Below are 14,715 nucleotides of genomic sequence, written 5' to 3' on the forward strand. Positions count from 1 at the left end.
ATGATATAATTGCTGAGGTATTTCTCTCATGAAATTATTGGTGTATAAGTAATTCTCTTGTATATGAAACTTCAACTCTTTAGCTATTATTACTTTCAAAGGCTCTTGTCAAACTTTTGTCTAATTATCTATTCGTTCTGTTTGTAATGTGAAATATAAGGTGCATATGCTTTTAAATCTCCCGTTATTAAAGATTCAAATAAATAAAGCTTCCAATTTTTGAAGCTTGAGAGAAGATGTTGCGTTAAAAAGGGGGGATTTACATCTGTGAAAATACACAAAGGGCTAATATTAATAGGCACACTTATTTTAGCTTTAGTTAATTTACCTAAGATTACATATGCCAATACTGATTATTCAATATACAGCATTGAAACAGGTGAATTTTTGGGGGAAGAAAATGTTAGAAACGCATTGTACAAATTGCAGGCAGATACAGGATGGTATGCACAATATCAATCAACAGGTAAATCTATACCATACTATCAAGTAATTTCAGATGAAATAATTGGTGAAAGCAATGCTCGAGAGCAACTAAATAATATTGAAAGAAATTATGGTGTTAGTGGGACTTATAGTCCTGTGGGGCTACAGGCACCTTCCTATAAAATAATTTCTGGAGGATTTAAAAAAGATATTATTCAGGGTGTCTTAGAAGATTTTAAGCAATCTACCGGTATTTCGGCAACAACTGAACCAACGGGTCAGAGAAAAGCTAAAGAGAGAATAGTAACAGGTGGTTTCTACGGAGAGAATGCGGTAAAGGATGTTGTTTATCAATTTACACAGGCTACAGGAATAGATGCCACGTATCGACCGATGGGGGAATACAAAGAGTATAAGCAAGTCCTATCTGGCGGGTTTTATGGAGAAGAAAATACCAAATTAATTTTACAGGAATTCGTAAAATCAACAGGGGTAGATGCTACGTATGAAGCTGTTCAATATTCAGAAACATACAATGTAATTACTGGCGGTTTTTACGGAGAAGAAACAGTCCAATCGGTGCTCAATAGAATTAATAGTGATTTAGGTGTAACCGGAACCGTCCTCCAAACAAACTTAGAGAATATCTATCAAATTAAATTTGATTCTTTATCAGAAAGTATGATGACTAAGCTTTCGAAATATCTGAATGATAATAATTGGTGGTATTCTGCAAGTTCTAATGGGAAAATTGGAGTGGTTTTCCGGATAGTATCTGAACCTCTATTAAATGAAGGAAAGTTAACGGAAGCATTGAACTATTTTACTAGTCGTAATTGGTGGGCTACCATTAGTCCTACAGGGATGAAAGAAAATATGACGTTTCAGATTGTCTCTTCTCCAATTGATGACCAATCAAAGTTAGATGTTGCGTTAAACTTTTTTAAAGAAAAAGGTTGGTGGGTGACCAAGGAAACAACTAACGAATATTATTATCCTTATTACCAAATAGTAACTGAACCCATAGTTGAAAAAGATAAATTGAATGCAGGATTAGCATTCTTTAAAACTAATAATTGGTGGGTTAGTACAGCTCCTACTGGTAATAGTGGTTATACAACGTTCCGTTTAGTAACAAATCCGATTTTGGGTTATGAGAAAGCAAGTAATATCAAGAACAGCCTAGAAAATAATGGTTATAAAGCGACAACACAAGCTACAGGAGATAAAGAAGGTTATTATAAAATTGTTACTGGCGGATTTTTAGGTTATGAAAATGCTAATGCCAATGCGCAAATGCTTACTGAACGCTATGGTTGGTGGGTAACTACCGTATTAATTAAATCTGGTCCGACAATTACTAAAACATTTTATGATGTAACTTTGGATTCAGTGCTGAATGCTCAAATGAAAATGTCACCTCAAACAGATTTGTATCGAAATGATTCAGCGTGGGTTTCCTTGCAATATATTGATTCAAATAATAAAGTTACTGCTACTAGTCTTAATGTAAGAAGTGGACCTGGAACGAGCTATGACGTAGTAGCAAGTCTTTCGAATGGCAGTGGAGTGACGATTTTAGAAAGAAAAGATGGTTGGGCAAGAATTTTGCTAACTTGGAGAAATGCAAAGCGTGAAGATGTTCTCTATTATCTAAACCCCAACAATTTTCAACAAGGTACCAATTCGTATTATCAGTTCTTAGATTTATCTAAAAGTGCAGGTTTAAATGTTTCAGAAGTTAATCAAAAGATTTTGCTGAATAAAGGTATTTTGACTGGTAAAGCACAAGCTTTTGTTGATGCATCTAAAGCGTATAATATTAATGAGATATATTTAATGTCTCATGCATTCTTAGAAACTGGTAATGGAACATCTCAATTAGCAAAAGGTGTATTAGTGAGCACAGTTGATGGAAAACCTGTAACACCAAGATGGGTTTATAATATGTATGGAATAGGTGCTTACGATGGCACGGCTTTACGAAGCGGATCAGAGTATGCATATAAACAAGGATGGTTCACTCCTGAACAGGCAATAATCGGAGGAGCCAAGTTTATTTCTGAAAGATATGTAAATCATGCTGTCTATAAACAAAACACTTTATATAAAATGAGATGGAATCCCTCACAGCCTGGCATTCATCAATATGCAACAGATATTGCGTGGGCATATAAACAGGTATCCAATATTAGCAAGTTATATGATTTGTTAGATACATATAAATTAGTATATGATGTGCCAGTTTATAAATAATTTGATATTACTTAAACGAGAAGAGTTTAACCGCTTCTCGTTTTTATATTTAGGGAAAGGGGAAGAGGTTACGCTGCAAAATATGAAAATTAACTACTATTACTATGACATTAAAAAAAATATAATTAAAATTTTCTAAATATTTTTACAAATCGTTTTTTTATGTTATTATAGTGTAAGTTTCATAAAAAACGTATGGCAATATAACTTTTACAACTAGACATCACATTCATACTTATTGGGGGAAATTTTATGAAAGAACAGAATCAATCTTTTACAGTTGCAATTGGGTTTATGTTATTCGCATTATTCTTTGGGGCAGGAAACCTGATCTTTCCTGTAATGATGGGGCAAATGTCTGGAATAAACAGCTGGGAGGCTAACGCTGGATTCATTGTTACCGGTGTAGGGTTGCCATTGCTTGGAGTTTTAGCATTTGGTTTCTCAGGAAAAAGCGACCTGCATTCATTAGCAAGCCGAGTGCACCCTGTTTTTGGAGTTGTGTTCACAACGGTACTATATTTAGCAATCGGACCTTTATTCGCTATACCTCGTACGGGGAGCGTATCATATGAAGTTGGAGTAAAACCATTATTAGGAAATACTGATAGTGCATTACCATTATTATTCTTCACAATCGTATTTTTCACCATTACATGTTTCTTTTCTTTAAATGCATCAAAAATTGTTGATGTTGTCGGGAAAATTTTAACACCATTATTATTAATTTTCATTGCGATTCTAATTGCTATAGCTATTTTTAAACCTATGGGTGATTTTTCAGCACCTACTGAAAGCTACATGAGCAATTCATTCTTTAAAGGCTTCCAGGAAGGATACTTAACGATGGATACATTGGCTTCCTTCGTATTCGGTATCATCGTAATCAATGCTATCAAGGAACGCGGTGCAACTACGAAGAAAGCATTAATGAAAGGCTGCTTGAAGGCTGGAACAATTGCAGCTGGACTTCTTGCAATTATTTACACAGCCTTAACATATATTGGGGCTTCAAGCGTGGAGCAACTTGGGTACTTAGAAAATGGTGGAGCTGTACTAGCTGGTGTATCTACACATTATTTTGGCTCATTCGGCGGACTGCTACTTGGATTAATTGTTATCGCAGCGTGTTTAACGACAAGTATTGGACTAGTCAGCGCATGTGCTTCTTATTTTCACAAAATGGTACCAAAAGTATCATACAAACTATTCGCGATTATTTTATCTCTTTTCAGCGCAATTATTGCTAACGTCGGCTTAAATGAATTAATTGCAATTTCAGTTCCGGTACTTTATGCGATTTATCCGCTTGCTATTTGTTTAATATTCTTAACATTCACTCATCCGCTTTTCAAAGGGAATTCGGAAGTATATATTGTCAGCTTATCGTTGACGTTCCTTATAAGTTTATTTGACGGATTAAATGCAGCAGGTATTGAAATTGAAGCAGTGAATCAATTATTCTCTGTGTTGCCTCTTTATTCGGTAGGATTAGGATGGTTGGTGCCGGCAATTGTCGGAGCTTTCATCGGTTACGGATTCTCACTGACGAGAAAAGCAAAACCGGAAGAAGTAGTAGAATAAGAGTAACAAAAGGACCTCTCGCATTTTGAGAGGTCCTTACTATTTTTTACTTCATGTGGCCTTTCTTTTGCAACAGTTTCTTTGCTTTTTCTGTATTGGCAAAGTGTTGTTTTGTAAATGTATTCAGACTGGCTATGCCTTTTTGCTGAATCAGTTTAGCAGCTGCCTGATCCACTGCCGGACCGGCGCCTTTCGGAATGACGAAACCTGCTTGTTTGCTAAGCTCCTCGAATTTTTTCACAAATGCGGCCCTTGCCAAAATCGAAGCTGCTGCAACACTGACATGGATACTTTCTCCGCCGGTACTTAAATAAATATTGTCGGCTTCAAACATTTCTTGGTCTTTTAAGTAGCCGAAGAAAATATCGGGTTTAGCGAATTGATCAATCAATATTCCTTCTGCTGTGACAGGTTTTATTTTTTCAATCAATTTTTTGATAGCGAGATTATGTAAGTATGCTTTCATTTTCCCTTGAGACATGCCTTTCGCTTGCAATGCATTGTACTTAGTGTTATCTAGGCTTAGCAGCGAAAAAGGTACAGCATGCTTTAACTGACCGGCAATTTGTAGAATCTCAGGATCTTTAATATTTTTGGAATCTCTTACGCCTAATTCCTTCAAGAGCGGAATGGTTGAACGGTCGGCATAGACGGCTGCAACCGTGATCGGTCCGAAATAGTCACCTGTTCCGACTTCATCTGAGCCGATAATGTTTAATTGGCCGATGTTGGCAGGAGGTGAGTACGAATGCTGTTTTACGGATGATTTTTTGACAGCAGCAGGACCTGCTTGTATTTGTTCTTTCTGCCAGTTCATCGCTTCACTCTCAGCACCTGCTCCTTGGAATAATACTTTTCCTGATTTATAGGCGGTTATATTGCACTTCGGAGTTTTGGCGGTAAACACGCTTCCCGGCGGTAATTTATCTCCAAGTTGGTTTATATAATAGTGCTTCATTTCTTCTATAGTAGCTGCTTTCATTTGCAGAACAACATTTGCCATTAAATTAGCTCCTTTTTCTATGAATACATCTATTTTAATAAAATTCGTCTGCAATAGCCAATAGACAAAAGGTCTTGCTTGATGAGCGCAGGCCAGAAGAATGAGCTCTTTCTTATTAATGCTTTCAAGCTGAAACTATAGTATGTTATTATATACATTAGGATTCTTATAAGGGGGGTAGGGGTGCCCATGTCAGACAATGAAAAGAATAAAATTACAGTGGATATCTATGGCCAACAGTATACGATTGTCGGCACGGAAAGTGCTAGTCACATTCGATTAGTGGCCTCTTTAGTAGATAGTAAGATGCGTGAAATCGCAGAGAAGAATCCGACTTTGGATATCAGCAGGCTGGCTGTATTGACAGCTGTAAATACAATAAATGATTATATTAAATTACAAGACCAATTAAGCATTATCCAGATGGAACAAAAGAAGGAAAAGGACTGAGAACTATGTTTACCTTCATCTTATTCGCTTTATTACTTATTGGCATCGTGGTAGGACTTAGAAGAGGATTTATTCTGCAAATTATACATATGACCGGTTTTATTGTTGCGTTTATTGCGGCCTCCATGAATTATGATAAATTGGCGGGTAAGCTTATACTATGGGTTCCGTTTCCGAAAATGGGGGACAGCTCAAGTTTTTCTTTGCTGCTTGGCAGTGAGGGTGTTGAAAATGCATACTACAATGCAATTGCTTTTTTAGTTATTTTCTTTGCCGTTAAGATTATATGGCAAATCATTGGGTCGATGCTTGATTTTATTGCTCAATTTCCGATTCTCAATGTGCTGAACCGTTGGGGAGGCGGCGTTTTAGGTTTTTTGGAGACATATTTGATTATGTTTGTTTTATTATATTTGGCGGCGCTTCTGCCAATCCAGGCTGTTCAGGAACAAATTCAAGGTTCATTTTTGGCAAAATCAATCATTATGAATACACCTTATTTTTCTGAGAAGATTAAAGAATTATGGTTTCATTATATGTCAGCAATGTAGGCTGATCCGAAAAGCTGAACGTGTCGGTTGTTTCGGACAGCTTTTTTCTGTTACATTTGCTTATGAACCGCTTAGTTTTTGTATGAAAGATGCACAATGATAACCATCATTTAAGAAGAATTTTTGGAAAAGGATGATAAATGGTGACAGTCAATAAGAAAGATTTAATAAAATTGCTAGAAACGATTGCATTATACATGGAGTTAAAAGGTGAAAATCCGTTTAAAATATCCGCATTCCGTAAAGCTGCCTCCGCACTTGAGGGCGATCAGCGCAGTTTATCGGAAATAGATGATTTCACAGCAATCTCCGGTATCGGAAAAGGGACGGCTGCTGTCATCTGCGAATACATGGAAGAAGGAAAGTCGCAAACGTTAGCGGAGCTTCAGGAGCAAGTGCCGAGCGGCTTGGTCCCTCTTCTGAAAATCGCCGGATTAGGCGGCAAAAAAATTGCCAAGCTTTATAAAGAACTTGGCATTACAAACAAGGATGAGCTGAAGGCTGCCTGTGAAGAAAAGAAAGTGCAGGCATTAGCCGGTTTTGGCGCAAAAACAGAAGAAAAAATTTTAACAGCTCTAAACGAAGATACGAGCCGTCCGGAGCGATTACCGCTATCATTTGTTATGCCGATTGCCGACAGTATTGAGTCTTACCTGGGAACGATTGCCGATATTGAACAATTCTCCCGCGCAGGAAGCTTGCGCAGAATGCGGGAAACAGTGAAGGATCTGGACTTCATTGTTAGTACTGTAAATCCAACAGCGGTGAAAGAGAAACTTTTAAGCATCCCGAACGTAAAGAATATAATTGCAGCCGGGGATACAAAGGTTTCCGTGACGCTTGAATACGAATATGATTTGTCTGTTGATTTCCGTTTGGTCAAGCCAGAGGAGTTTGCGACGACACTGCACCATTTCACGGGCTCTAAAGATCATAATATCCGAATGCGTCAGTTGGCAAAAGAACGTGGAGAGAAAATTAGTGAATATGGCGTTGAAAATGTCGAGACCGGAGAGATTCATACATTCGATAGCGAGGAAGCCTTTTTCAGTCACTTCGGATTGCCGTTCATACCGCCTGAGTGCCGGGAGGATGGCAGCGAGATTGACCAATTATCGGTAGAAGAGCTGATTTCGCCGCCTGATATAAAGGGTGATTTGCACATGCACTCTACTTGGAGTGATGGAGCATACTCCATTGAGGAGATGATTGAAGCTTGCCGTGCGAAAGGCTATCAGTACATGGCGATAACCGATCACTCGCAATATTTAAAGGTCGCAAATGGTTTAACGCCGGAGCGGCTAAGAGAACAAATCCGGGTAATTAAAGAGTACAATAAGAAGTACGATGATATTATCATATTATCGGGTATTGAAATGGATATATTGCCGGACGGAAGCTTAGATTATGATGATGACTTATTAAGCGAAGTTGATTTTGTCATTGCCAGCATTCATTCTAGTTTCTCTCAGAGCAGAGAGAAAATTATGGAACGCCTGAAAACAGCGCTTAATAACCCGCACGTGGATTTGATTGCTCATCCAACGGGGCGTTTGATTGGCCGACGTGATGGCTATGATGTGGATATTGATGAATTGATTGAATTGGCGAAGGAAACGAATACAGCGCTCGAGCTGAATGCCAATCCGCATCGACTGGACTTATGTGCGGAATATTTAAAGAAAGCGCAAGAAGCCGGTGTATCCATCATGATTAATACGGATGCACACAATATAGATATGCTCAATCATATGAGTATCGGCGTTTCTGCTGCAATGAAAGCCCATTTGCACAGAAGTACAGTTTTAAATACGAAGAGCATTGATGAACTGCTTGCTTTCCTTCAAAGAAAAACAAACTAGAATTTAAAGAGTATAAGGGGGAACATTCTCCGTGAATAAAAAAAGTCTGCACGCGCTAGAATTTCATAAAATACGCGAACAATTATATCCTTTTGCATCTTCTGCATTAGGGAAAAAAAGAATAGACCAATTACAGCCATCAACTTCTTTAGAAGAAGTAACAAGATGGCAGGAAGAAACGGATGAAGGTGCTACTGTCATCCGATTGAAGGGCAATGTGCCGTTGCAGGGCATTCACGATATTACGCCGCATGCGAAACGAGCAAGAATCGGCGGTATGCTCAGCGCGATGGAACTGAAAGAAATCGCTTCAACGATCCGTACAGGAAGAGGTTTACAGAAGTTCATTGCTGAAATGGTGGAAGAAGATGCGGAACTGCCTCTTCTGCATGAGCAAATCGAATCTTTATATGACTTGTTTGATATGCAAAAATTAATCATGAATGCTATTGGCGACCATGGAGAGGTATTGGATTCGGCAAGTGATAAGCTTCGTACGTTAAGAAATCAGCTGCGGACAAATGAAGCGAGAGTCCGTGAAAAGCTCGAGAGTATGATCCGATCATCTTCTGCTCAAACGATGCTCTCAGACAGCATTATTACAATCCGAAACGACCGCTTTGTTATTCCGGTTAAGCAGGAATATAAAGGTGTATACGGCGGAATTATTCATGACCAGTCTTCATCAGGTCAAACATTGTTCATTGAGCCGCAAGCTATTGTAGCTCTCAATAACTCGCTTCAGGAGATAAGAGCGAACGAACAGCAGGAAATCGAACGGATATTAATCCAGCTGTCAGCAACTGTCGGAGAATATACGACGGAGTTGCTGCACAATCTGGAGATACTGGAACAGATGGATTTCATTTTTGCTAAGGCACGCTATGCGAGCAGCATAAAAGCGTCGAAGCCGAGCTTAAATAATGAAGGCAGAATGAAGCTGAATAAAGCAAGACATCCTTTAATCGATCCTAAGCAAGTTGTCGCGAATGATATCGAGATTGGGCAAGACTTCTCGGCTATCGTTATTACCGGTCCGAATACGGGCGGTAAGACAGTTGCCTTAAAAACAGTCGGTTTATGTACTCTGATGGCGCAGGCAGGGCTTCAGATTCCTACATTAGACGGTTCTGAAGTATGTATTTTCGATAAGATATTTGCTGATATCGGTGATGAGCAATCTATTGAGCAAAGCTTAAGTACCTTCTCTTCACATATGGTAAATATCGTTGAAATTCTTCAAGATGTCGACGATCGAACGCTTGTATTGTTCGATGAGCTAGGTGCCGGCACTGATCCGCAAGAAGGTGCAGCTTTAGCGATTTCAATTTTGGATGAAGTGCATGGACGCGGAGCAACTGTAATTGCGACAACGCATTATCCTGAATTGAAGGCTTACGGATACAATAGAGAAGGTGTTGTCAATGCAAGTGTAGAATTTAATGTGGAAACTTTAAGCCCTACATACAAACTGTTGATTGGTGTTCCAGGGCGAAGCAATGCATTTGAAATTTCGAAACGACTTGGTCTGCAGCCTCATATTATCGCAGAAGCAAAAAGCTATATAGGCGAAGATACGAATAAAGTCGAGAATATGATTGCTTCATTGGAAAAAAGCCGTAAAGAAGCGGAAGATGAGAGACTAGAGGCGCGTGATTACTTAAGAAGTGCCGAAAAGCTTCATCATGATCTGCAGCGCGAGATGGTTTCGTTCTACGAGCAAAAAGACGAAGAAATCGAAGCGGCTAAAGAAAAAGCGAAGGAAATTGTTGAGAAGGCGAAAGAAGAAGCTGAGCAGGTCATCAGCGATCTTCGCAATCTTCGCATTCAAAAGCATGCTGAAGTGAAGGAGCATGAGCTGATTGAAGCAAGAAGAAAGCTAGAAGAAGCAACGCCGACATTGACGAAAAAGAAAGCGCAGGTCGTGAAATCTGATCATGAATATCAAGTTGGTGACGAAGTGAAAGTTCTTAGCTTCAACGGAAAAGGTACATTGCTTGAGCAGACAGGAAATGCGGAGTGGCTTGTCCAAATTGGGATTCTGAAAATGAAAGTGAAAGAAACGGATATGGAGTATGTTAAATCTCCGAAAGTAAAAGAAACAAAACCGCTCGCTATTATTAAAGGCAAGGATTATCATGTCAGTCTTGAGCTTGATTTGCGCGGTGAGCGATATGAGAACGCGCTTCTGAGAGTCGAAAAGTACATTGATGATGCTCTTTTAGCAGGTTATCCACGTGTATCGATTATTCATGGAAAAGGGACTGGCGCTTTGCGTCAAGGTGTGCAGGAATACTTGAAAAACCATCGCTCCGTGAAAAGTTTCCGCTTCGGTGAGGCTGGCGAAGGCGGAAGCGGTATTACTGTTGTTGAGTTAAAATAATAGTTTGTAATTTGAAAGAGGAGTATGGCAGATGGATATTTGGTCGAATGAATATGTGTATATTGCCGCCTATTGCAGCGTAGTTCTCCTTTGCACTGTCGTTTTTCTTGCGGTTTTCGAGCTTGTCACAAAATATAAAAACTGGACTGAAATCAAGAACGGAAACTTGGCAGTGGCAATGGCGACCGGAGGGAAAATATTAGGTATCGCCAATATTTTCCGGCACTCGATCATGCAGCACGACAGTTTAGTGGATATGATTTATTGGGGGATATTCGGCTTTATATTATTAATAGCTGTTTACTTTATTTTTGAATTTCTGACTCCAGGCTTCAAAGTCGATGAAGAAATTAAAAATGATAATCGGGCAGTGGGACTGATTGCCATGGTCATTTCAATCAGCGTATCCTATATTATCGGCGCAGGAATATCTTAAAGGGGAGAGAGATATTGGAAAAACTGGCTAAGGTGTTAATAGCTGTTGCTTCATGCTTCGTTGTTATCGGGGTTGTTTATTTGATTATCAATTAACTGAGCTTCTAAAGAGTCACTTGCTGACTTTTTAGAAGCTTTTTTATGAATTTCTGATGATTGATCTGAAGCTGGTAGTGAATTTTTCTTTCATTCTTGAATCACTGTGAAGGCATTATTGATTGGAGTGTGGAGTGTAAGTGCGGGGAGGCTTTGTTACCCCTTGTAAAAAGTATCTGTCCGGAGCGGAAATCAATAAGCCACTTGTCATATTCCTGTATAAATATATACATATATTCAATATTTTTTCATAATTGTCATAATTTAGTTAATATAATATAATGGGCGTAACACCGTTTTAAACATTTTATTGGATGGAGGTAATTGAATGACAGATAAACCATGGTTAGCCCAATATCCAGAAGAAATACCGGCATCGATTGATTATGACAACATTCCATTGCAAACGTACTTGCAAGAAACAGGGACAAAACATCCTGACAAGACTGCCATTCATTTTATGGGGAAAGATCTTACTTATGATGAAGTGTATAAGTCCTCCCTTAAGTTCGCTAATTACCTGAAGAAATTAGGTATAAAAAAAGGCGACCGCGTTGCAATCATGCTTCCGAATTCGCCGCAATCTGTTATTGCCTACTATGGAATTTTGTTTGCCGGAGGAACTGTTGTTCAGACAAATCCTTTGTATGTAGAAAGAGAACTGGAATATCAAATGAAAGACTCAGGAGCGAAAGTCATACTGACAATGGATATTTTATTCCCGAGAGTTTCCTCAATCAGAAACAATACCAGTCTGGAACATGTTATTGTTACTGCCATCAAAGATTACCTGCCATTTCCTAAAAACCTTATTTATCCTTACATTCAAAAGAAACAATATGGAATTGTTGTAGATGTGAAGCATGAGGGCAACAATCATTTATTTACCGAAATTATGAAAACGTCTTCAACAGAACCGATACCTATGGAAGTGGATGTGGACAATGATTTAGCCCTTCTGCAATATACGGGTGGTACGACAGGCTTTCCAAAAGGTGTTATGCTGACACATAAAAACTTAATAAGCAATACATCGATGTGTAATGCTTGGATATATAAATGCGAGCCCGGCAAAGAATCGATATTGGCTGTTTTGCCTTTCTTCCATGTATATGGAATGACGACTGTTCTCATATTGGCCGTTATGCAGGGATATAAAATGATCATTTTGCCGAAGTTTGATCCTGAAACAACCCTCAAAACGATTCATAAACAAAGACCGACTTTATTTCCCGGTGCTCCGACCATTTATATTGGCCTATTAAACCACAAAAATTTGAGCAAGTATGATTTATCCTCTATAAAATCTTGCATGAGCGGATCGGCACCATTGCCGGTTGAGGTGCAGGAGCAATTTGAGAGAGTTACAGGAGGCAAACTAGTTGAAGGTTATGGTTTGACGGAGACATCGCCTGTCACACATTCTAACTTTTTCTGGGACCGTCCACGTGTCAAGGGCAGCATTGGTGTTCCGTGGCCTGATACTGATGCCGCAATTCTTTCAATGGAAACAGGTGAAGTGTTGCCGCCTGGGGAAATGGGTGAAATCGGTATAAAAGGACCTCAAGTAATGAAAGGTTACTGGAACCGTCCGGAAGATACTGAGAACACTTTCAGAGATGGTTGGTTTTTAACAGGTGATCTTGGTTACATGGATGAAGACGGTTATTTCTATGTTGTTGACCGCAAGAAAGATATGATTATTGCCGGAGGATATAATATTTACCCTCGCGAAGTTGAAGAAGTGCTTTATGAGCATGAAGCTATTCAAGAGGTCGTTGTTGCCGGCGTGCCGGATCCTTACAGAGGCGAGACAGTTAAAGCATATGTCGTACTGAAGGAAGGAGCCAATGTATCTGAGAAAGAATTGAATGAGTTCACGCGTAAGCATCTGGCTGCCTACAAAGCGCCAAGACTGTATGAATTCCGTTCAGAACTTCCGAAGACAGCAATCGGCAAAATATTAAGAAGAAATTTAGTGGAAGAGGAAAAGAAGAAGCTTTCAGATGAAATTAAGCAAGCATAAGTAGTATAATAGAAAAAGATAAAAATCCTTCCTCCATTTTTGTTTTTTCTTGACAAAAGTAATGTAAGAGAATATTATAAAAATATGAATGATGGTTCATTCATTTCTCTGAAAGGGGAAGGATCCTTTGAAAAAAAATAAACCAAAGTATAAACAAATCATTGATGCGGCTGTTATTGTAATTGCAGAGTACGGCTACCATCAAGCCCAAGTTTCAAAAATTGCTAAGCAAGCCGGTGTTGCAGACGGTACTATTTATCTTTATTTTAAAAATAAAGAAGATATTTTAATATCATTGTTCCAGGAGAAAATGAGTGAGTTCGTGGAGAAAATTGAAGGCAAAGTGGCCGGTATTCATAGCGCTTCAGAGAAACTATCTCTGCTTATAACGAAACATTTTGATATACTTGCTAGCGATCCGCATTTGGCGATTGTGACACAGCTGGAATTAAGACAATCCAATAAAGAGCTCCGCTTGAAGATTAATGCTGAACTTAAAGGTTACTTAGCCTTGATAGACAGTGTTTTAAAAGAAGGAATGGAGAATGGTGAATTCAAGTCCGACTTGAACTACAAGCTTGCGAGACAAATGATATTCGGCACCTTGGATGAAATTGTGACAACATGGGTCATGAACGAGCAAAAATATCAACTTCAAAGTTTATCAACAGACGTACATAACCTAATACTTGCTGGACTTGCACAGGCAGAAAAAAAATCTTAAGAGCTTCATAATATTTGTTGCTCTTTTTTTTAAACTGTTGAATTGTTATTTATTAACTTATATACTTATATTTGTGAAATAAAGGTAAAAAAAGGGGGAAGGCAGATGGGGTTTGTTACTAAAAGTATAGAAGATCGTGTTGCGGTTTTAACAATAAATAAGCCGCCGGCAAACGCTTTATCATCAGCATTAATACAAGAAATATCCTCTATCTTTAATGAATTGGAGCACGATGAGAATGTTCGGGCGATTGTTTTGAAAGGTGATGGCCGCTTTTTCTCAGCAGGCGCAGATATTAAAGAATTTACAACAATCAATACGGCGGATGATTTCGCAAAGCTGGCGGAAAATGGACAAGAAATTTTCGAAAAAATCGAAAAGTTTAACAAACCTGTCATTGCCAGTATTCATGGTGCAGCGCTTGGCGGTGGCCTAGAGCTTGCGATGGCCTGCCATATCCGCTATGTTGCTGATAACGCAAAGCTTGGTTTACCGGAATTACAGCTTGGCTTAGTGCCCGGGTTTGCCGGTTCTCAAAGATTGCCGCGTTACGTGGGCATGGCAAAGGCAGCGGAAATGCTGTTTACCAGTGAGCCGATATCTGGTAAGGAAGCGGTCCAATGGGGGCTTGCCAATGCAGCTTTCCCGGAAGAAGAACTTCATGAAGCTTCTATTAAACTGGCGAAAAAAATAGCGGCGAAAAGTCCGCTTGCCTTAAGTAAAGCTATTGAACTGTTAAACTATAGCAAACATGAGAATTACTATGCAGGAGTGAAAAAGGAAGCGGATTCATTTGGTGATATTTTTGTATCTGCTGATGCTAAAGAAGGTATTTCTGCATTTATCGAGAAAAGGCAACCACAATTCACTGGAAAGTAATTGTGTTCCTAATATTTATAATATTCATAATTTAATGCGT

11 protein-coding genes are annotated in these 14,715 nt (G+C 38.9%); 10 read left to right on the plus strand and 1 reads right to left on the minus strand.

The genetic code is table 11. The features are described from left to right. The first annotated feature begins 267 nt into the window (after positions 1 to 267). Positions 268 to 2,682: an N-acetylglucosaminidase gene (locus IEO70_RS20355; RefSeq protein ID WP_190997912.1), complete on the plus strand. Its 2,415-nt coding sequence runs from the start codon at positions 268 to 270 to the stop codon at positions 2,680 to 2,682. A gap of 252 nt (positions 2,683 to 2,934) precedes the next feature. Then, on the plus strand, positions 2,935 to 4,266 hold the full coding sequence (gene brnQ / locus IEO70_RS08305) for a branched-chain amino acid transport system II carrier protein (protein WP_190997913.1): 1,332 nt from the start codon (positions 2,935 to 2,937) through the stop codon (positions 4,264 to 4,266). A gap of 46 nt (positions 4,267 to 4,312) precedes the next feature. Here the strand turns inward: brnQ and rnhC are convergent, their stop codons facing one another. Then, a complete protein-coding gene (gene rnhC, locus IEO70_RS08310) occupies positions 4,313 to 5,269 on the minus strand; it encodes a ribonuclease HIII (RefSeq protein ID WP_190997914.1) in 957 nt (318 codons plus the stop codon). 189 nt (positions 5,270 to 5,458) lie between these two features. On the opposite strand from rnhC, the gene zapA reads away from it, so the two are divergent. The 8 genes from zapA to IEO70_RS08350 all read left to right on the plus strand — a co-directional run bounded on the left by zapA (position 5,459) and on the right by IEO70_RS08350 (position 14,675). Further along, on the plus strand, positions 5,459 to 5,719 hold the full coding sequence (gene zapA / locus IEO70_RS08315; RefSeq protein ID WP_190997915.1) for a cell division protein ZapA: 261 nt from the start codon (positions 5,459 to 5,461) through the stop codon (positions 5,717 to 5,719). Positions 5,720 to 5,724: 5 nt separating this feature from the next. After that, positions 5,725 to 6,270 (plus strand): CvpA family protein, encoded by a 546-nt coding sequence (locus IEO70_RS08320; protein WP_190997916.1) that lies wholly within the window; start codon positions 5,725 to 5,727, stop codon positions 6,268 to 6,270. Between the two features lie 143 nt (positions 6,271 to 6,413). Next, on the plus strand, positions 6,414 to 8,132 hold the full coding sequence (gene polX, locus IEO70_RS08325; RefSeq protein WP_190997955.1) for a DNA polymerase/3'-5' exonuclease PolX: 1,719 nt from the start codon (positions 6,414 to 6,416) through the stop codon (positions 8,130 to 8,132). Positions 8,133 to 8,163: 31 nt separating this feature from the next. Further along, complete coding sequence (locus tag IEO70_RS08330) at positions 8,164 to 10,515, plus strand: endonuclease MutS2 (protein ID WP_190997917.1); 2,352 nt, start codon at positions 8,164 to 8,166, stop codon at positions 10,513 to 10,515. 31 nt (positions 10,516 to 10,546) lie between these two features. Further along, a complete protein-coding gene (locus IEO70_RS08335) occupies positions 10,547 to 10,951 on the plus strand; it encodes a DUF350 domain-containing protein (protein ID WP_190997918.1) in 405 nt (134 codons plus the stop codon). 423 nt (positions 10,952 to 11,374) lie between these two features. After that, positions 11,375 to 13,072, plus strand: a complete 1,698-nt coding sequence (locus IEO70_RS08340) for a long-chain-fatty-acid--CoA ligase (protein WP_190997919.1) — start codon at positions 11,375 to 11,377, stop codon at positions 13,070 to 13,072. Positions 13,073 to 13,199: 127 nt separating this feature from the next. Next, positions 13,200 to 13,796: a TetR/AcrR family transcriptional regulator gene (locus IEO70_RS08345; protein ID WP_190997920.1), complete on the plus strand. Its 597-nt coding sequence runs from the start codon at positions 13,200 to 13,202 to the stop codon at positions 13,794 to 13,796. A 105-nt stretch (positions 13,797 to 13,901) separates the two neighbouring features. Then, positions 13,902 to 14,675 (plus strand): enoyl-CoA hydratase, encoded by a 774-nt coding sequence (locus IEO70_RS08350; protein ID WP_190997921.1) that lies wholly within the window; start codon positions 13,902 to 13,904, stop codon positions 14,673 to 14,675. The last annotated feature ends 40 nt before the right edge of the window (positions 14,676 to 14,715 follow it).

The organism is Peribacillus faecalis, assembly GCF_014712675.1.
GTDB classification, from domain to species: Bacteria; Bacillota; Bacilli; order Bacillales; family DSM-1321; genus Bacillus_AD; species Bacillus_AD faecalis.